General features: G+C 47.4%; 18 protein-coding genes. 15 read left to right on the top strand and 3 right to left on the bottom strand.

Going from position 1 to position 17,980, the window contains the following annotated elements; genetic code table 11:
* The first annotated feature begins 8 nt into the window (after positions 1 to 8).
* The 5 genes from F3H97_RS10155 to F3H97_RS10135 are packed head-to-tail and all read left to right on the top strand — an operon-like array spanning position 9 to position 5,269.
* Positions 9 to 1,361, top strand: a complete 1,353-nt coding sequence (locus tag F3H97_RS10155; RefSeq protein ID WP_196431292.1) for a phenylacetate--CoA ligase family protein — start codon at positions 9 to 11, stop codon at positions 1,359 to 1,361.
* Between the two features lie 26 nt (positions 1,362 to 1,387).
* Positions 1,388 to 2,713, top strand: coding sequence for a nucleotide sugar dehydrogenase (locus F3H97_RS10150; protein WP_196431291.1), 1,326 nt, complete (start codon positions 1,388 to 1,390; stop codon positions 2,711 to 2,713).
* On the top strand, positions 2,701 to 3,831 hold the full coding sequence (locus F3H97_RS10145; RefSeq protein WP_012727419.1) for a glycosyltransferase family 4 protein: 1,131 nt from the start codon (positions 2,701 to 2,703) through the stop codon (positions 3,829 to 3,831). Before F3H97_RS10150 ends, F3H97_RS10145 begins: the two co-directional genes overlap by 13 nt.
* Before the next feature lie 33 nt (positions 3,832 to 3,864).
* Complete coding sequence (locus F3H97_RS10140; protein WP_196431290.1) at positions 3,865 to 4,614, top strand: hypothetical protein; 750 nt, start codon at positions 3,865 to 3,867, stop codon at positions 4,612 to 4,614.
* Between the two features lie 4 nt (positions 4,615 to 4,618).
* Positions 4,619 to 5,269 carry a hypothetical protein gene (locus tag F3H97_RS10135; RefSeq protein WP_196431289.1) on the top strand — a complete coding sequence of 217 codons (651 nt, stop codon included), beginning with the start codon at positions 4,619 to 4,621 and terminating at the stop codon, positions 5,267 to 5,269.
* Positions 5,270 to 5,278: 9 nt separating this feature from the next.
* Here the strand turns inward: F3H97_RS10135 and F3H97_RS10130 are convergent, their stop codons facing one another.
* Both F3H97_RS10130 and F3H97_RS10125 read right to left on the bottom strand, forming a co-directional pair.
* On the bottom strand, positions 5,279 to 6,043 hold the full coding sequence (locus tag F3H97_RS10130; RefSeq protein WP_196431288.1) for a MerR family transcriptional regulator: 765 nt from the start codon (positions 6,041 to 6,043) through the stop codon (positions 5,279 to 5,281).
* 47 nt (positions 6,044 to 6,090) lie between these two features.
* The gene (locus F3H97_RS10125; RefSeq protein ID WP_196431287.1) at positions 6,091 to 6,555 is read right to left on the bottom strand and encodes a GNAT family N-acetyltransferase; all 465 of its coding nucleotides are present in this window, start codon (positions 6,553 to 6,555) and stop codon (positions 6,091 to 6,093) included.
* A gap of 213 nt (positions 6,556 to 6,768) precedes the next feature.
* Here F3H97_RS10125 and F3H97_RS10120 point away from each other — a divergent pair, with 213 nt between their 5' ends.
* From F3H97_RS10120 to F3H97_RS10085, 8 genes are all read left to right on the top strand, one after another.
* Positions 6,769 to 8,472, top strand: a complete 1,704-nt coding sequence (locus F3H97_RS10120) for a glycoside hydrolase family 13 protein (RefSeq protein ID WP_159563002.1) — start codon at positions 6,769 to 6,771, stop codon at positions 8,470 to 8,472.
* A gap of 118 nt (positions 8,473 to 8,590) precedes the next feature.
* Positions 8,591 to 9,253 (top strand): Type 1 glutamine amidotransferase-like domain-containing protein, encoded by a 663-nt coding sequence (locus F3H97_RS10115; RefSeq protein WP_196431286.1) that lies wholly within the window; start codon positions 8,591 to 8,593, stop codon positions 9,251 to 9,253.
* 34 nt (positions 9,254 to 9,287) lie between these two features.
* Positions 9,288 to 9,848: a GNAT family N-acetyltransferase gene (locus tag F3H97_RS10110; protein WP_159563000.1), complete on the top strand. Its 561-nt coding sequence runs from the start codon at positions 9,288 to 9,290 to the stop codon at positions 9,846 to 9,848.
* Positions 9,849 to 9,899: 51 nt separating this feature from the next.
* The gene (locus tag F3H97_RS10105; protein WP_196431285.1) at positions 9,900 to 10,319 is read left to right on the top strand and encodes a YwiB family protein; all 420 of its coding nucleotides are present in this window, start codon (positions 9,900 to 9,902) and stop codon (positions 10,317 to 10,319) included.
* Positions 10,316 to 10,744: a hypothetical protein gene (locus tag F3H97_RS10100; RefSeq protein WP_159562998.1), complete on the top strand. Its 429-nt coding sequence runs from the start codon at positions 10,316 to 10,318 to the stop codon at positions 10,742 to 10,744. The genes F3H97_RS10105 and F3H97_RS10100 overlap by 4 nt, the downstream gene beginning before the upstream one ends.
* A gap of 167 nt (positions 10,745 to 10,911) precedes the next feature.
* On the top strand, positions 10,912 to 11,430 hold the full coding sequence (locus tag F3H97_RS10095; protein ID WP_196431284.1) for a GNAT family N-acetyltransferase: 519 nt from the start codon (positions 10,912 to 10,914) through the stop codon (positions 11,428 to 11,430).
* Positions 11,431 to 11,437: 7 nt separating this feature from the next.
* Entirely contained in the window at positions 11,438 to 12,154 is a 717-nt protein-coding gene (locus F3H97_RS10090) for a hypothetical protein (protein WP_078147689.1), read from the top strand.
* 92 nt (positions 12,155 to 12,246) lie between these two features.
* Positions 12,247 to 14,373: a (Fe-S)-binding protein gene (locus tag F3H97_RS10085; protein WP_159562996.1), complete on the top strand. Its 2,127-nt coding sequence runs from the start codon at positions 12,247 to 12,249 to the stop codon at positions 14,371 to 14,373.
* Positions 14,374 to 14,411: 38 nt separating this feature from the next.
* On the opposite strand, the gene F3H97_RS10080 is transcribed toward F3H97_RS10085, so the two are convergent.
* Complete coding sequence (locus F3H97_RS10080) at positions 14,412 to 15,710, bottom strand: globin-coupled sensor protein (RefSeq protein ID WP_196431283.1); 1,299 nt, start codon at positions 15,708 to 15,710, stop codon at positions 14,412 to 14,414.
* A 170-nt stretch (positions 15,711 to 15,880) separates the two neighbouring features.
* Here F3H97_RS10080 and F3H97_RS10075 point away from each other — a divergent pair, with 170 nt between their 5' ends.
* Positions 15,881 to 17,206: a hypothetical protein gene (locus F3H97_RS10075; RefSeq protein ID WP_196431282.1), complete on the top strand. Its 1,326-nt coding sequence runs from the start codon at positions 15,881 to 15,883 to the stop codon at positions 17,204 to 17,206.
* 80 nt (positions 17,207 to 17,286) lie between these two features.
* Positions 17,287 to 17,766: a DNA-directed RNA polymerase subunit delta gene (rpoE, locus tag F3H97_RS10070; protein WP_074035668.1), complete on the top strand. Its 480-nt coding sequence runs from the start codon at positions 17,287 to 17,289 to the stop codon at positions 17,764 to 17,766.
* The last annotated feature ends 214 nt before the right edge of the window (positions 17,767 to 17,980 follow it).

Below are 17,980 nucleotides of genomic sequence, written 5' to 3'. Positions count from 1 at the left end.
ACTACACCATGGCAGGGTTTGCGCTTCGTGATTTATACATGAAATCACCGATTCGATTACAACAATGGATGACGACATTGTATGGAATGAAACTATGGCAAGAACGGTATGGACGCACATATGAGCGTGAGTTAGTCGTTTTAGCCAATCGTCCCAAAGATGGGGCAGTCGTTGCAGCCGATCAATTGAAGCGACTCAATGCGTTTCTCGAATTTTGTGCGACGCACAATGCATATTATCAAAAACTGTTTGAAGAAAACGAGATTGTTCTTCCCCTTCAATCGATGGAAGAGTTGAAGCGCATCCCGATCCTCGAAAAAGAAACAGTTAGGAAAAATCCGGACATCCATTCTAACATCAAAACAGATATTCTTGGTCGAACCGGTGGAACGACAGGGACGTCCTTGCAAGTCCATTTCACGAAAGAAGACTATCAAAGACGTATGGCCCACGTTGACTTTTTCAAAGCGCAACACGGGTTTATCAGAGGAATGAAACGAGCGAGTTTCACAGGACGGAAAATTTGTAATCCGAATCAAGAAAAACCTGTATTTTGGCGCTACAATCGACCACTCAATCAGATGCTGTTCTCGCTCTATCATGTCAATCCTCAGACCATCCCTCATTACATCGACGCATTAAATCGATTCAAGCCAATTGTATTAGACAGTGCACCGTCTGCCATGATTGAAATCGCAAAATACATCAAAGAGAATCAGATCCCACTTGAATTTCAATTAATGGCTATTTTTCCGACAGCCGAAACGATTACGCCTCAAGGAAGAGCCATCTTAGAAGAGGCGTTTAATGCCCCGGTCTTTGATCAGTACGCATCTTCTGAGGGGGCACCGATTTTAACGGAATGTACCCATGGGAATATGCATCTCCACCACGAAACAGGCGTGATCGAGTCGTATGGGGATCACGAAGAAATTTTAGTGACGAGTTTTACGACCCATGGGACACCGCTCGTTCGTTACCGGATTGGCGATCGGATGAAAATTGGAGAAGGGACATGTGCTTGTGGACAGGGAGGAACGTTCGTCACTTCCATTGAGGGACGCGAAAGCAATTATGTACTCACTCCAAACAAACAAAAAATCTATGAAGGGGATTTGACGACCGTTGTCCGAGTATTACCCAACTCGGTTATCCAAACGCAGTATCGGCAACATGATTTGTATCATATCGAACTAAAATACGTCCCGGATCTGGAACGCTTCAAGCCAGAACATGAAGAGATTATGAGGAGCGAGTTGGAACTACTGTTCGGTAAAGAGGTCATGATTACGTTGACCCCCGTGCAATCAATTCCTCGGGGACCGAATGGAAAAGTCATTGTGATTGATAAAACCGCATAATTCCGAATCTCAGGAGGCAGATGGACATGGATAAACTCATCTCAGAATCACGTACAACACGAAAAACCATTGCCAATCGTCACGTAGCTGTAGTCGGATTAGGATATGTCGGACTCCCTGTCGCTGTTGCGCTAGGTGGCGTAGGAGACGTCATCGGAGTAGACATCAATGAAACGCGTATCAATGAGCTTACCCTTCATCTCGACAGCACGCGAGAAGTTGAATCAGTAGACCTTGAGCAAGCAGCGGTCTTATATACGACGGATGTCGCCAAACTTGAAGAGGCGGATTTCATTATCGTGGCTGTGCCGACACCCATCAATGATCAAAATCAACCAGATCTAGGACCGATTTGTAGCGCGACTCGTGCTGTTGGAGCGCATTTGCGACCGGGCACGATTGTCGTATACGAATCTACGGTCTATCCGGGACTGACAGAGGAAGAGTGTATCCCATTACTTGAAAAAACATCGGGTCTCCGGGCCGGGATTGATTTTAAAGTCGGCTACTCTCCAGAACGAATCAATCCGGGCGACCGTGAGCATACATTCCGCACAATCAAAAAAGTCGTAGCTGCCGAGGATGAAGAAACACTCGATGTGGTAGCGGCTGTTTATGAGACGGTAGTCGATGCCGGCGTTCATCGTGCTTCCTCGATTAAAGTGGCTGAGGCGGCCAAAGTGATCGAGAATACACAGCGAGATTTGAACATCGCGTTGATGAATGAATTGGCCATCATCTTCGATCGCATGAACATCGATACGCTCGAGGTGTTAGAGGCTGCCGGGACGAAATGGAACTTCCTAAACTTCCGACCAGGTCTAGTCGGTGGACATTGTATCGGCGTCGACCCATTCTATTTGACGATGAAGTCTGAAATGCTCGGTTATCATCCGGAAGTGATTTTAGCAGGTCGTCGAATCAACGAGACGATGGGACGTTTCGTCGCCACATCATTGATAAAAACGATGATTAGTCAAAACATGGCCATTCTCGGATCGCGCGTGACGGTCCTCGGGATGTCCTTCAAAGAGAACGTCAGTGATATCCGAAATTCGAAAGTGGCTTCCTTGATTCGAGAGGTCGAAGAGTTCGGCTTAGAAGTGCAAGTGTGTGACCCGCTCGTCGATCCGGAAGAGGTACGACGAGAGTATGGAATCGATGTCAAATCATACTGTGACTTAAAACCAGCGGATGTCGTCATCTATGCCGTGTCTCACGATGAATTCGTTCAAGAGGGTTGGACGATTGCGAAGCGCCAGCTGAAGTTAGGTCGTGGCATCGTCATTGACTTGAAAGGCATGCTCGATCGCGCGATGAAGCCGGAGGAGGTGCACTTATGGCGCCTTTAAAGATTCTCCAGTTCTGCGCTGTCGATATGACAGCGGATGTGTTGCTACGTCCTCTCATTGAGTCGCTGAAGGCGGAAGGACACGAAGTCGACGTCGCGTGTGCTTACGGTGATCGGACGGATCGTCTTCGGGACGAAGGATGGGTCATTCATACGTTACCGATCGATCGAAAGTTTAGCCCGAAGCGTAATCTACAGACCATTCAAGAGTTGGTGAGGTTATTGCGCCGCGAAAAATATGATGCCATTCACGTCCACACCCCGGTGGCCGCAGCGTTAGGAAGAGTTGCGGCCCGCATTGCCAGGACACCACATATTCTCTATACCGCACATGGATTTTACTTCCACGAACGAATGGGTCGAATCGCATACGAACTCGTCTTCTGGTTAGAGAAATCACTCGCGGCATTAGCGACCGATTGGTTGTTGCTCCAAAGCGAGGAAGATTACTCACTCGCTAAAACAAGACATTTCAAAGAGGACGAACGATTGATGCATCTCGGAAACGGGATTGATTTAAATCGATTTTATCCGACAGAGAAACACATTTCCCCAGAACATTTAAAGTTCTTGTTTGTCGGAAGGCTCGTTCAAGAAAAAGGAATCCTAGATTTACTTCAGGCGTTCGATGAACTGACGAAACGCTATCCGAACGCGACGTTGACGATTGCTGGAGAGTTGATGACGAGTGAACGTGATCAAGAGACGGCGAAACAAGTCGAGGCGCATTTAGCCCAAAATCCACAGATTCATTACGCCGGATTCGTTCGGGATACCCCCTCTTTATTTGCAGCACACGACGTCTTTTTACTTCCCTCTTATCGTGAAGGATTGCCACGCTCTATTCTTGAAGCCATGGCGTCCGGATTACCTGTCATCGCTACCGATATCCGTGGCTGTCGAGAAGAAGTCACGGATGGGGAAACCGGCTTTCTCGTTCCGGTCGGTCGACCTGAGGCACTGACCTTGGCGATGCGCTGGTTCATTGAACATCCTGAACAGTGTTATTCATTCGGGCAACGTGGTCGCGAAGTGGTCGAAGAAAAATTTGACGAAACGAAAATTTTAAGTCGTCAACTTCACCTGTTCGCACAAATTAGTAGCCGTGAAGTGGGATGAACCGATACGTCAATCACGTAAGGGGGAGGCGACATGGGAAAGCAACAACTGATTGATCACTTACAAGAGGCTTCTTCGGACGGTCGCCTCACCATCTACATGTATCAGAAATGGCAAAAGATTAACGGCGGGGCAACCGTGGTGGAATTATTGGAAATGTACGGATCATGGTCGAATGTACTGCGTTTGGCTGGGTTGGAACAGCAAACGCCACGGTTCACAAAGAAAGAAATGATTCAAATGCTTCGTGAAGCGGCGAAAGAGCATGATTCATTCAATAGTGCCGATTATCGAAAGTGGGCCATGACCAATGATGCACCGACGTTGACAGAGGTCGTCATTCAGTTCGGATCGTGGAAAGTGGCACTGATTGAGGCGAATTTGAAGAGTATCATCTCGTTCGATCAAAAATGTGAAATCATCCAATCGTTACTTGATGCCAATGAAGAGCTTCATCCATTGACGTCGACCGCTTATGCCAAATGGGCCAAGCAGAACCAACGTCCGAGTATCACGAAAGTGGTGAGGCGTTTCGGGTCTTGGTCCCAAGCGTTAGACGAGATTGGCATCTCAACGCGAGAGCTGTTCACGGAGAAGCAAATGATGGACGCGCTACACGAGGCAGATGAACATTTGACCGCTCTCTCACCATGGGGTTATGAAGTGTGGCAAAAAGAAAAGGGCAATCGTCCGACATTAAAAGACATTCAACAAATGTTTGGTTCATTTGATGTGGCGGTCCGAGAGATGCGTCAAACCGCAAACCAAAGTGGAGGGAGATGAGAAAATGCGAGTTGTACTCTGCACGGGCGACCACTGGAGTTCAACACTTGTCTATCAAGCGATACGGGATTTAGGCGTCACACATGTGATCATGGAAGATGGTCCGACACCGACTCATGTCAACACGTGGAAAGAACTTCTGACACAATCGTACATTTCCTTCCTGACTCCCATAATGCGGCGGTTCAGTCGAGAACGAATCGCGGAGTTGCAGTCGCGGTATGCTTTCTGTGACGATTCGATTCCGGAACAGCGTATGACGCGTGTCGTTTCCTTACAAGATAAAAAAGCGGAACATACGATTCGACACCTGCAACCGGACGTCATCATCATGTACGAAGTTGCGGAAATGAACGAACGATTGTTACAAGAAATGAACTGTCCCATCTTAAACATCACCCCATCGATGGCAGTGGGACAACGAGAAGCATATTGGGGATTCCATAACCACACATCGAGAAAAGAAGTTCGACTTTGCCAGTGGACGAAGAAAGGATGGACCCCACTAACGAGTGAAGTAATCTATACAGGTGGAACGGACAACTTCTCGACCTTCCCTTATATTTATTTGGCGACGAGTCTCCCGATGTTACAAAAACATCTTCAAATAGGACCGCAAGAAGACACCGAGCGACGAAAAAAAGTCCAAGCCTGAGGCTTGGACTTAACTGTTAGCGATACAATAGTATTGGATGGCCTCGTTATAATACGCAGCGAGCCCCGGCTCGAAGCGATCATAAAATGCGGTGAATCGTTCATCCGTCACATACATCTGTCCGAGTCCACTGAACATATCGAGTGAACAGTCGTAAAAGTGTGTGTCGATGAACAGATGATTGTCTTTCACAATCGATTGAACTCGGTCGTCATCGATTGCGATTTGTGAACGAAATAAATCAACGAGTGGCGCAATCAAATCGAGTTGCATTTGATTGATGCGTTCCCAGTCCGCTTTCGATCGCTTCTGCGCACGTTCTTGTGCTGTCTTGTAAGCTGAAGTCTCTCCCCAACGTTCCTGCACTTCCTCTTGATGTTTCGCCTCGTGAGCTTGAATCTCCTCATAAGATAATCCATCAAATAATGACTTGTCATCCATTGGAATCCCTCCTTTGAGTGAGGTGAGGGTCGCTTCTGCCGTCTCGGCAAGCTGAGCGAAATAGGCTGCTTTCTGTCGCAACGCCTCGATATGTCCACTCAACACATCAATCCGGTTGAACGTCGTTGAATCAAGCAATTCTCCGATTTGATCGAGAGGAACATCGAGCGTGCGATAGAGTAAGATGAGTTGCAACCGTTCCGCATCGCGCGAAGAATAACGCCGATAGCCGTTGGCGTCACGGTTCGCAATGAGAAGACCGATTGCGTCATAATGTCGAAGCGTTCGCGTTGTCGTTCCAGCGAGTGACGCAAGTTGTTGAATCGAATACATCCCTTCACCTCCTTAGTCAAAGCGTAAAGGTTGACGTCACGTCAAGGTCAAGCCTTTTTTTCAAACAGTGAGAATCCATTTCGTTCGCCGATATAGTAGAAACCGAACCGAGGATAGTAGTTATTTAAGAAGGCGTTATCGGCAACACAGTCCAATCGAATGGTCGAAGACGTGTTTGCTAAGGCATGCTGCATCAAACGTTCCCCGATGCGTTCACCTTTTGCATTCGAGTCCGTGACGAGTCGATGCAAGTAGACGGCACCGTCCGGGTCGTCCCATAGATTATGGTCCCAGTCAGTCGGAGGAATCAGGCTGACGGCACCGACGATTTGCTGATCTCGTTCGTAGACAAACACCGTCCCGTTTGTCAAATCGTGACGGACATAGTCGGAACGACTCGGCTCTAAATATTTGACCCATTGCGACTTTCCGGCTACTTGGAACTCTTTTGCTTTCTTTAAAATCAATTGATCGACTGCTGAAAAATCCTCCATTGTGGCAAATCGAAACATGATGAAGCACCTCGCTTTCATTTCTTTTCAAAATCGTGTAGGGTACACGTTGAGTATGCTGATGAAACATCTTTGTATCATCGAATGTTTTTTGGTAAGATAAATTTATTGCATCGTGCAAACGATTGCGCTAATGATATAAAGTTCACAGCACGAATAAGATAAGTATAAATGATGAGCAGTGAGTTTTGGGATAAGGAGTATCTAGATCACATGCAACTTTTACAACGAGAACAACAAACACAAACGCTTAAACGCAACTGGTGGAAAGAAGCCGTCGCCTATCAAATTTATCCGCGTAGCTTTTATGACGCGAACGGGGACGGAATTGGAGACATTCAAGGAATCATTGATAAGCTCGACTATTTGAAAGACCTCGGTATTGATGTTATCTGGATTTGCCCGATGTATAAATCGCCAAACGATGATAACGGTTATGACATTAGTGACTATCAAGATATCATGGACGAGTTCGGTACGATGGAAGACTTCGACCGCTTATTGGACGAAGTGCATCAGCGCGGTATGAAGCTGTTGCTCGACCTCGTCGTCAACCATACGTCGGATGAGCACCCTTGGTTCATTGAATCGAAGAGCTCAAAAGACAATCCGAAGCGCGACTGGTATATCTGGCGCGACGGAAAACCGGACGGGTCGAAGCCGAATAACTGGGAATCGATCTTTGGTGGCTCGGCTTGGGAATTCGATGAAACGACGGAGCAATACTACTTGCATGTCTTCTCGAAGAAACAGCCGGACCTCAATTGGGAAAATCCTGAGATGCGTACAGCGGTATACGATATGATCAACTGGTGGCTCGAAAAAGGGATCGACGGATTCCGTGTCGATGCAATCAGCCATATTCGCAAGAATCCGACGTTCGCCGACTTGCCAAACCCGAACGACCTCGACTTTGTACCGTCGTTCGAGATGCACATGAACGTGGACGGAATTCACGACTATTTAGAAGAGCTTCGTGACGAGACGTTCAATAAACATGACATCATGACGGTCGGTGAAGCGAACGGCGTCTCACCTGACGATGCCCATCTATGGGTCGGTGAAAAGGAAGGGAAGATGAACATGGTCTTCCAATTCGAACACATGGACCTTTGGAGTGAAGATGCCGATTCGAAACTCGATGTCGTTCACTTGAAGAACGTGTTGACGAAATGGCAAAAAGGACTTGAGGCCGATGGATGGAACGCCCTTTACGTCGAAAACCATGACCAGACGCGTACGGTCTCGAAATGGGGAGACGATGAGCGTTACTGGAAAGAAAGCGCGAAGTCGATTGCGATGATGTACTTCCTCATGCAAGGGACGCCGTTTATCTATCAAGGTCAAGAGATCGGGATGACGAACGTCAAATTCGATTCGATCGATCAATATGATGACATCGCGACACGCAACCGCTACTATATCGGTGTCGAGCAAGGGAAGAGTCATGACGAGATGATGCGCATCACGTGGAACTCGTCACGCGACAACACGCGTACACCGATGCAGTGGAGTGATGCCCCGAACGCCGGATTCACGTTCGCAGAGCAGCCATGGGTCGGCATCAACCCGAACTATACGGATATCAACGTCGAATCACAGCTTGAAGATGAGGACTCAATCTTTAACTTCTATAAAGAGATGATTCAACTTCGTAAAGATAATGAGACGTTTGTTTACGGGGCGTATGATGTCGTCTTGCCGGAACACCCGGAAGTCTATGCGTATACGCGTACGCTCGGTGACACGCAGTACCTCGTCGTCACGAACTTGACGGCGAAAGAGACGATGTTTGATATGGATCAGACACTTCGTGCGCAAGATGTCGTCTTGAGCAACATGCCGGTTGAAGGCGATGCGGAATCATCGCTCCTTCACTTGAAACCGTTCGAAGGTCGCGTGTATAAAATTAGCTAATTTTTCAGAACTTCAAGGTCGTGGACGAAAATTCGTCTACGGCCTTTTTTGTTGGAAAAAGGGGATAACGGCGACTCATGCGAACTCCTTATAGGGAGATGAGAAGGAGGAAACGTAAATGAAACTGTTATTAACGTCAGCAGGTATTAAGAACGAAAGCATCAAACGAGCACTTCTCGAGTTATTAGACAAGCCGATTGAAGAGTGTAATGCACTCTGTATCCCAACAGCCATTTATGCGTTGAACGGGGGAACGAAACACGCATGGAACTTTTTCAACGGAGATTTCTCGACGCCGATGTGTGAGTTGGGCTGGAAGTCGGTTGGGGTGCTCGAACTGAGCGCACTCCCGAGTATCGATGAGTCGGTGTGGAGACCGGCGTTTGATAAGGCAGACGTATTATTGGTGAATGGGGGCGATCCGCTCTTTCTCTACCATTGGATGAAACAGTCCGAGGTAGCCTCGCTGCTCCCGTCCTGGAAAGGTGTCTACGTCGGATTGAGTGCAGGTAGCATGGTGATGACACCACGAATTGGAGAAGCGTTTGTCGGATGGCGCGCATCCGACGAGCAGAGTGATGATACATTAGGGTTTGTCGACTTCTCGATTTTTCCTCATCTCGACCACGAAATGTTACCGGAGAACACGTCACGAGATGCTGCAGAATGGGCGGAGACATTACAGTCGCCGGCCTATGCGATTGACGACGAGACCGCGATTCGTGTAAACGAAGGGAAGATCGATGTGATTTCGGAAGGAAAGTGGAAGAAGTTTTTCTGACCGTATAAAAGTAATAGGGAGGAGACAGGAGAGATTGAATCCATTTACGTATCATCGAAAAACAAATCGAATCATCGTACGACCGTTAGAGAAACGAGATTATGACACATGGTTAAGCGGCTTTACAAATCGTCTCGTTTCACAACATGTATATGACCCGGGAAAATTAGATATGAGCGACTGTACGTCCGTTTGGTTCGGTCAGCTAGTCGACACACACCAATCACTCGCACATGAAGACCGTGCGCATGTCTTTGGGATTTTCCGGCTTGAAGATGGGATACATCTCGGCATGGTGGATTTCTCGACATTGGCGCGAGATGGATTTCATTGGGGTCGGGTCGGGTATACCATCCATAACCAACATTGGCAAAACGGATATGGCACAGAGGCGGTCGATTTAGCGATGCGCATCGCCTTTGACGACTTAAATTTTCAACGGATCGAGGCACACATCAATCTCGACAATGAGGCATCCGTTCGTCTCGCAGAGCGTGTCGGCATGTCGTACGAGTGCACGAGAGAAGGATTTATTTTTGAGAATGATGAGTGGGTAGACCATCTCGTCTATGTGAAAACGAAGCACCGTCGATAGAACGACTCCTACCACATATGGTACGATGAGTTGACGGAAAGGGGGATGAGCATGGCGATTGAACCACTTCGCGTGCGTGTCCAGCAAACAACTCGGATGAGTGACATTCCGGAGCCGATCGAACTATCGGCTGACGGCGTATACTATCCATTGAAGACTGGCTTTATTTTAATGTTTGACCAACAACAAGAGGACGGAATGGTCCCGACGACAATCAAGTACACGCCGGAACGATTGGCGCTCATCTGCAAAGGACCGATCGAGATGAACCATTCCTTCATCGAAGGTCGCTTCACGCAAAGCTTATATAAGAATGCCTATATGTCGATGACGATGGCGACGACGACATCGCGACTCGATGTGTCTGAAGAGTCATGTACGTTCGTATATGAATTATCCATGAATGAAGAAAACGTGGGTATATACGAAGTACATGTCACATGGACATTTGAAGGAGGAGAGAGCGTATGAACTTCACAGAACGCGTAAATAAGATTGAAGAGATGTTGAACGAAGACTGGTTCGAGATGCTCGAAACGAATGAAGAAGAGTATGAAGAGTGGCGCGGTCGCCTTGAAGACCATGCTGAACAAGTCATCATGCATTATGACCAAGAAAACGGAGTCGATATCGATTCAATCGATAAATTGCTTCAACTGAACGATGAGTTCCCGCTCCTTTACGGGGAAGACACCGTTCGCCTGTACATCGCACTTATTGAGGCGCGGTCAGAAGACAAAGCGGTCTACGATCGGTACGTCGATTATTTGGCAGCCATCAGTGATGCATCGCATGAACAGTTTTTACATTTCCATACGCTCGTCGAAGCAGGTCGGTTGGAAGAAGCGAGACAACTCGCGCCACATATGCCACAACGGCTCGGACTCGAAGAGTAAGCATGTCAAAAGTGTCATCTGAACAGGATGGCACTTTTTTTCATGCCTGAAAGGGGACACACTTCGACAAGAACGTCCATTTTATTTCGAAGGTATCTTCTCTAAGATGAAGGAACAAGGAAATCAAACAGAGAACGCGAATGGAAATGGTTAAAGGGGGAAATGTGATGTTAAGACTAATCAAAACATCTGTCGAACAAAAAGAACAGATTCTCGCATTTTTACAAGAATGGTACGAACGTGATGAGCGAATCGTCCCGACTTCAGTGGACCGTGAAACGACCGACTTCGAGGCATATGTCAACACGTTACGTCAGAAGGAGTTATGTGAACATATAGAGAAAGGTTGGGTCCCGAGCACAACGTATTGGCTCACGGACGGGGAGGAGCTTCTTGGCGCGACGAACATTCGTCATGAGCTGAACGAATCGCTCTTGAAGATTGGCGGGCATGTCGGGTATGGGGTGAAACCGAGCGCACGCGGGCGTGGACTCGCCACAATCCAACTGCAACTTGCGCTTGAGAAAGTGAAAGAACTTGGAATCGAGCGGGCACTCATCACGTGTAACCGGACAAATATCGCTTCCCGTCAAGTCATTTTAAACAATGGTGGCATTGCGGACACACCGTATACGGAAGAAGACGGGACAGTCGTCGAGCGGTTTTGGATTGACTTGAAAGGGTGAGGACGAGATGGCGAACTGGATCATCATCTATTTGGCGCTGATTAACTTCTTCGGCATCTATTTGTTCCGGGAAGAGACCGTTCCTTCGAAAAAATGGTTCTCTTTCTCGAGCGGCATCGCCATCACGTACTTCTTCATGTATCTTTTGCCGTCCCTGAACAAACGCCAGGACACGCTTCGTGTCGATTGGTTGAATTTGGCGTTACCTTCAGAAATCTACATCGTCAGTCTCATCGGTTTCACGTTGTTTTACGGCACCATGCGGTTCGTTCGTACCCCTCACTTTCAAGATGAGGCGGTCGACCGGGCCGTTTCGTATTGGTTACAGGTGACACTCCTCACGGCCTATATGACCTTCTCGGCGTACGTGGTGACAGCCGACTCGGTGACGTTCGTTGCGAGAAGTTTCTATGCGACAGCGCTCGGTGTCCACTTTTTAGCGCTCGGGCATGACTTAAATCGTCATTATGGTGAACGTTACATGCGACAAGGACGCTATTTGTTGAGTGGTGGGATTTTACTTGGTGGGTTCTTTTCACGCTGGATTGACTTGGCGGCGCACGTCGAAGCGCTCTGTTTTGCCTTTGTGGCCGGGGCGATGATTCTCAATATCGTGAAGTTTGAACTGCCATCCGACCGAAATTTGCACTTCCGCACGTTCGTATTGGCCGTGTGCAGCTATGGGGGATTATTGCTCATATTGAAACATCTTCTAAACTTCTGATGAGAACTTCACAAAAATGAATGACTGTTCATTCATCATTTGATATACTGAATTCAAGATTGAATCCGTTTTCAAAAGGGGGAGTTTTGGGGATGTCTACATTTTTAATCGTCAACTGGATTCTATTCTTGCTCGTCCTCGGCTATGGTGTATATTTATTTGCTACGCTAGTTCATCAGCGTTATACGTTCATCAAGCTCGGGAAGAAGGCAGAATGGAGCCAAACGAACAAAGAACGACTCGAACAGGTCATGATCAACGTGTTCGGTCAAAAGAAATTGTTGAAAGATAAGAAGAGTGGCGCAATTCACGTCATGATGTTTTATGGCTTCATCCTCGTCCAATTCGGGGCGATTGATTTTATTTGGAAAGGACTAGCGGTGGGAACACGTTTCCCGCATATCCCGCTCGGTCCGCTTTATCCAATCTTTACGTTCATGCAAGAAATCGTCATGCTCATGATTCTCGTTGCGGTCGTTTGGGGATTCTACCGTCGTTACGTCGAGAAGCTCGTGCGCTTGAAACGAAACTTTTTAGCAGGTCTTGCCCTCATCTTCATCGGCGGGTTGATGGTTTCCGTATTGTTCGGGAACGGTTTTTACCTCGTCTATAAAGAAGAGCTTCCAATGTGGGGCGAACCGGTCGCGACGCTCATCGGCTCAGCATTTGCTTGGGTACCGGGCTCTGTCGCTTTCGCTTTATTCGTCGTCTTTTGGTGGATGCACCTTTTATTCTTGCTCAGCTTCATGGTCTACATCCCACAAGGAAAACACGCACACTTGATTGCCGGAACGCTCAACGTATGGCTCGGTCGCACGCACAAAGTCGGTCGCTTGGCACCTGTTGATTTTTCAGCGATGGAAGAAGCGGAAGAGTCGGATGAAGAGATTGTCTTCGGGGTCAACAAGATTGAAGACTTCAACCAGAAGCAGCTCGTCGACTTGTATGCCTGTGTCGAGTGCGGGCGTTGTACGAATGTTTGTCCGGCAACAGGAACTGGGAAGATGTTGTCGCCGATGGACTTAATCGTCAAACTTCGTGACCATATGAATATGAAAGGCGCGGCGGTCACGAGAAAATCACCGTGGGCACCTGCACTCATGTTCCAAAACACGCAAGGTGCTGAAATCGCAGCAGCTGCGCAAGACGGTCATATGCTCGTCGCAGACGAGTTGATCGGCAACGTCATCACGGAAGAAGAAATTTGGGCTTGTACGACTTGCCGTAACTGTGAAGACCAGTGTCCGGTCATGAACGAACACGTCGATAAAATCATTGACCTTCGTCGTTACCTCGTCATGATGGAAGGGAAGATGGACCCTGAGGCACAGCGTACGGTCGCCAATATCGAGCGTCAAGGAAACCCGTGGGGAATGAACCGGAAAGAACGCGAGAACTGGCGTAAGGATACAGAGCTCGTCATCCCGACGGCGAAAGAGAAGAAAAAAGCAGGCGAGGAATTCGAGTATCTCTTCTGGGTCGGCGCGATGGGGTCTTACGATAGCCGTAGCCAAAAAGTCGCGCAGAGCTTTGCGAGCGTCTTGAACAAGGCAGGCGTCTCATTCGCCATTCTCGGAAATGAAGAGAAAAACTCAGGGGATACACCACGTCGAATCGGAAACGAGTTGCTGTTCCAAGAACTCGCCGAAGCGAACATTAAACTATTTGAGAAGTATGGGGTGACGAAAATCGTCACGGTCGACCCGCACGCGTACAATACGTTCAAAAATGAGTATCCGGACTTCGGTTTGACTGATGTGAAGGTGTATCATCATACGGAGTTGCTCGCGGAGTTACTTGACACAGGTCGGATTCAGCCAGACCTTCACGTGAACGAACGTGTCGTCTATCACGACTCTTGTTACCTTGGTCGTTATAACGGCATTTACGATGCACCACGATTCGTCCTAGAACGCATACCGGGTGTCGAACTCGTCGAAGCGACACGTAACCGTGAAAACGGTATGTGTTGTGGAGCCGGTGGTGGTCTCATGTGGCAGGAAGAAAAAGTCGGGACACGTGTCAACGTGGCTCGGACAGAACAGTTACTTGAGACGAAACCGACTGTTATCGGTTCGGCATGTCCGTACTGTTTGACGATGTTATCTGATGGAACAAAAGCGAAGGAAGTCGATGAGACCGTCGGCACGTTCGATGTCGTCGAATTGCTCGATCGCTCGCTGAAGGCCATCGAGATACCAGAACCAGTTGTCCAATAATACATGAAGGCACGGTCCGCGGACCGTGCCTTGTTTGTTTACTGCATCTCAGAGGTGGATAGAAGGGAAGAGGTCAAGTGAGATAACCCTTGCGTCGTCTCGTTGATCGATGAAATGGTCTCGACCATCTGTCCGAGATCTTGTTTGTTTCGTTCGAAAGAAAGAACGTATTGGCCCATTTCTTCTTGAACGGTCGAAAAACCAGCTTTGACGGTGCTTAGTTGGCGCATCGCTTCATCGTTCGTCCGATGCATTTGCCCCATTTGCTCGAGGAGGGCCGCGATGTTCGTCTCATTTTCATGAATGAGCGCGTTGATTTGACTGCTCAGTTGTTTTGCGTTCTCCGCAAGTGTGCGTACCTCGGTGGCGACGACGGCGAACCCTTTTCCGTGTTCTCCTGCGCGAGCCGCTTCAATCGAAGCGTTTAAGGCGAGTAAGTTCGTTTGGTTAGCAATTTGTTCGATGCTCTTGGTCATGCTGACAATATCCTGTGAACCTTCTTTTAGGGCGGTAATTCGATCGAGCGAAGTATCGACGTAGGTGGCCGACTGTTTGAACTCTACTTCCATCTGTTCGATTTGATTTCCGTTCGTGTGCGTCAATTTCATCAAATGACGACTCATTTTTTCCGTTTGCTCCGTTTCCGCAAGGACTTGGTGAGCACGATTGCTCGTTTCAGACATGGCGTGTCCGGTTTGTTCCATCGTAGTCGCCACTTCTGTGCTGACGCGTGTCACGTCACTCAACAGGGACGCACGAGCTTGGTTCGCAGACTCGATTTCATCGAGGCGGGCGTTGACGTATTGTTCGGTGACGATTTGTGCGTCTAAATTCATCGCGTGTGACAACGCTAAGAGGGACTCACTTAAGAGGGCAGGATCGTGTTGATACGTTTCAACCACTTTTGGGATGAGCAACGTATTAAATGCCGAGTACGTCGCCAAGAACCAGACGACAGGCACGGCGAAGTGGTGGTGCGTCTGTCCCATTCGTTTCCGCATTGCCAAGAATTTATCATCGATGTTCCCTGTTAGTAGGCTGCGGAAATAATCGGCGAATACCTTTTTTAATCGTTCTCTTGTGGATGATGCGTTCGCAATCTGTACCATTTCCGGTTGCAGCATTAAGTGGTCGAGTACGTTTTCAAGTACATCGTCAAGTACTGACTCGACGAGTGGAGCCATACCTTGCAGTCGTTTTACTTGAGAGGTCGTGTATCCCATGTAGTGAGTGCGACCATTCAAGCTTGAGTCGGCTGGTTTAGCGATTGTCTGGATTTCAGGAAAACCGGTAGTGGCAACGAAGTGATTGGATGTTGTTTTACGAAAAAGTGCCATATATTTTTCTCCTTCTCTTTCATATCTAAAATGTCATTCTCTTCTATATCGGCAAAAGAGTGAAGAAACTGAGAAGTAAATGTGTTATGAAAGAGGTTCGCAGACGAATGGATCTGGGAAAGGATGACTGAGGAACAGAATATTCAATCTCAATGTAAGGAGTGTGTCCCATGAAAAACATGGTTGTCCTATTGACGATTGTCAGTGCTCTTAGTAGTCAAATTCTTCCGCAGATCTTATTTTTATCTATTATGGCAGTCGAAGAAGGTGTCGGGCGTCTCATTCCATTCTTGATTTTTTATGTAGCCAGTATGTCCGGTCTATTATTGTGGGTTTATGTCATTGGACGCCGTGGTTCTAAAGATACTTTTTTAATCGCCTTGGTCGTACTCGTTGTCGGTCTCGTTTGTTTCGTTCTCCCGTTTGAGCGTGCGATTGAATGGAGCGCCTTTTTAGTCGGGGTTGGATCAATTGGAGTCGGGTCGATTATGACAACGATTTTATCGCAATTAAACGAACTGAAACCAGCTGCTGATCCAGATTCAAAAGAAGATAAAGGGAGCTCCTGGCCGTTGGTTCTGATGTTAGTCGGTTGGATTGCGATATTCTCTTATGCATTGACACAGTCATACAATCTGGCCATCGCTCTCTTTTTGGTCAGTTTGATTCTACCATGGCTTTTTGTTCGGAAATTACCGCTTCAAAAATCGGCGACTTGGCAGTTTGAAACTCGTTCTTTTCTCCGTGCCTTCATCGCGGTCACCGTTTTTACATTGATTAGTCGTCTGCTCAGTCTTTTAGAAGGGGCGCGTGGCTATATCGAAGTATTTGGCTTAATGATTATTTTGCTCGTTTATGTTGGATGGTTATTGTACCAAAAGCGCGTCCGAGACTTTATTGGAGCGAGTCGCACCCGTCAGGTTCAATTGCTGTCGTTTGTGATTGGATTGTTCGGTGGTTGGACGTTAATTGGTGCCGTCTTTGTCAGTCTTGCCTTGTACTCGTTTCAAGTTCTCATTTTTTATGTATTTGTCCCATTTTTAGTAGGCGTCATCGGCTGGATTTTATTTAGTCGTATATTTGATTTCGCACGTCACCCATACCTCGTGTTACTCGTGTCCTCCCTCATCTTTTTCCTAGGATTTATCGAGCCACTTGCGTTCATCCCTGTCTTATTTGTCAGTGGGTATACGCAGACGATGTACTCGAGTGTAAGCCATACGTATCTGTTTGATCAATATGGGGAAAATAAGGAGTTTGCTTCCTTGCTCTTGCAGCTGTGGAAGCGGTTTGGGATGGTCGTTGCGTACTCCTTCTTAATGATTGGATTGTTAGGGTACGGTTTGTACGTTGGGCAGACGGTCAACGAGGAATTATCGTTTCAAATTCCAAAAGCATGGATGTTCGGTGTTCTAGGACTTACGTGGATTTTCAATATTGGATTGATCAGCCTGTACTGGTTCCGAGTTCGTCCGAGTAGAATACATGAATCATAATTTTCCCTAGCTTTTTCATATCGCTTTTGTTTATAATGAGGAGTGATGTTTAACTAGTGACGGAAAAGGAGTGTCCTTTAATGAATAAATCGTTGATTGATTTCGTTTATGAACTTCTCCAAGAAACTGGCGAACAGCCTGTTTCTTTTGATGAGATTCGCGAAAAAATCAAGCAAAACTATACGTTTGCGAGTGAAGAGGAAGAGCTCGAAAAAATCGCACAACTTTACACCGATTTGAACATCGACGGGTTGTTCGTCAACTTAGGAGCAAACCGTTGGGCGCTTCGTGTTTGGTACCCATTCGATAAGTCGGATGAGGATCTCGTCATCGAAGCACGTCAACGTGGTGAACTTGACGAATTCGAAGAAGAGTTCGAAGAAGCAGACGAAGGCATCGTCGATATCGAGGATGACTTGGATGTATTCGCAAAAGTTGAAGACTATGATTCATCTGAATTTGATGATGAGGACGAAGAAGAAAAAGTAGAAGGCCTTGACGATTTCAAGGACGATGACTTGGACGACGACCTCGATATCGAAGACGAGGATGATTTATAAGAGACCGCAAAAAAGCCGGGCATCGCGCCCGGCTAGGCGTGTCTCTTTTTCTTTTTTAGTCGTGTTCATCGACTTGAAAAAAAGAAAAAATAATATCTTGACGACTGCATCGTCTCTGGCGTAAATTAGTCATGGGCTAGTTTAGCACGTAACGATGCAGCAAAAGTGTCCTCCATTTTCGGGGGCACTTTTGCTTTTTTTGTTTTTTCGTTTC

This window comes from Exiguobacterium sp. SRB7LM, assembly GCF_015712685.1.
Taxonomy (GTDB): Bacteria; Bacillota; Bacilli; order Exiguobacteriales; family Exiguobacteriaceae; genus Exiguobacterium; species Exiguobacterium profundum.
Note: the sequence above shows the minus strand (reverse complement) of the source record. Positions and strands in the feature narration are given on the sequence as shown.

What these genes read in the sequence shown, in the direction of transcription:
- F3H97_RS10155 (WP_196431292.1), top strand. Translation starts at nt 9, where the DNA reads ATGGCAGGGTTTGCGCTTCGTGATTTATACATGAAATCACCGATTCGA.
- F3H97_RS10150 (WP_196431291.1), top strand. Translation starts at nt 1,388, where the DNA reads ATGGATAAACTCATCTCAGAATCACGTACAACACGAAAAACCATTGCC.
- F3H97_RS10145 (WP_012727419.1), top strand. Translation starts at nt 2,701, where the DNA reads ATGGCGCCTTTAAAGATTCTCCAGTTCTGCGCTGTCGATATGACAGCG.
- F3H97_RS10140 (WP_196431290.1), top strand. Translation starts at nt 3,865, where the DNA reads ATGGGAAAGCAACAACTGATTGATCACTTACAAGAGGCTTCTTCGGAC.
- F3H97_RS10135 (WP_196431289.1), top strand. Translation starts at nt 4,619, where the DNA reads ATGCGAGTTGTACTCTGCACGGGCGACCACTGGAGTTCAACACTTGTC.
- F3H97_RS10130 (WP_196431288.1), bottom strand. Translation starts at nt 6,043, where the DNA reads ATGTATTCGATTCAACAACTTGCGTCACTCGCTGGAACGACAACGCGA.
- F3H97_RS10125 (WP_196431287.1), bottom strand. Translation starts at nt 6,555, where the DNA reads ATGTTTCGATTTGCCACAATGGAGGATTTTTCAGCAGTCGATCAATTG.
- F3H97_RS10120 (WP_159563002.1), top strand. Translation starts at nt 6,769, where the DNA reads ATGCAACTTTTACAACGAGAACAACAAACACAAACGCTTAAACGCAAC.
- F3H97_RS10115 (WP_196431286.1), top strand. Translation starts at nt 8,591, where the DNA reads ATGAAACTGTTATTAACGTCAGCAGGTATTAAGAACGAAAGCATCAAA.
- F3H97_RS10105 (WP_196431285.1), top strand. Translation starts at nt 9,900, where the DNA reads ATGGCGATTGAACCACTTCGCGTGCGTGTCCAGCAAACAACTCGGATG.
- F3H97_RS10100 (WP_159562998.1), top strand. Translation starts at nt 10,316, where the DNA reads ATGAACTTCACAGAACGCGTAAATAAGATTGAAGAGATGTTGAACGAA.
- F3H97_RS10095 (WP_196431284.1), top strand. Translation starts at nt 10,912, where the DNA reads ATGTTAAGACTAATCAAAACATCTGTCGAACAAAAAGAACAGATTCTC.
- F3H97_RS10090 (WP_078147689.1), top strand. Translation starts at nt 11,438, where the DNA reads ATGGCGAACTGGATCATCATCTATTTGGCGCTGATTAACTTCTTCGGC.
- F3H97_RS10085 (WP_159562996.1), top strand. Translation starts at nt 12,247, where the DNA reads ATGTCTACATTTTTAATCGTCAACTGGATTCTATTCTTGCTCGTCCTC.
- F3H97_RS10080 (WP_196431283.1), bottom strand. Translation starts at nt 15,710, where the DNA reads ATGGCACTTTTTCGTAAAACAACATCCAATCACTTCGTTGCCACTACC.
- F3H97_RS10075 (WP_196431282.1), top strand. Translation starts at nt 15,881, where the DNA reads ATGAAAAACATGGTTGTCCTATTGACGATTGTCAGTGCTCTTAGTAGT.
- rpoE (WP_074035668.1), top strand. Translation starts at nt 17,287, where the DNA reads ATGAATAAATCGTTGATTGATTTCGTTTATGAACTTCTCCAAGAAACT.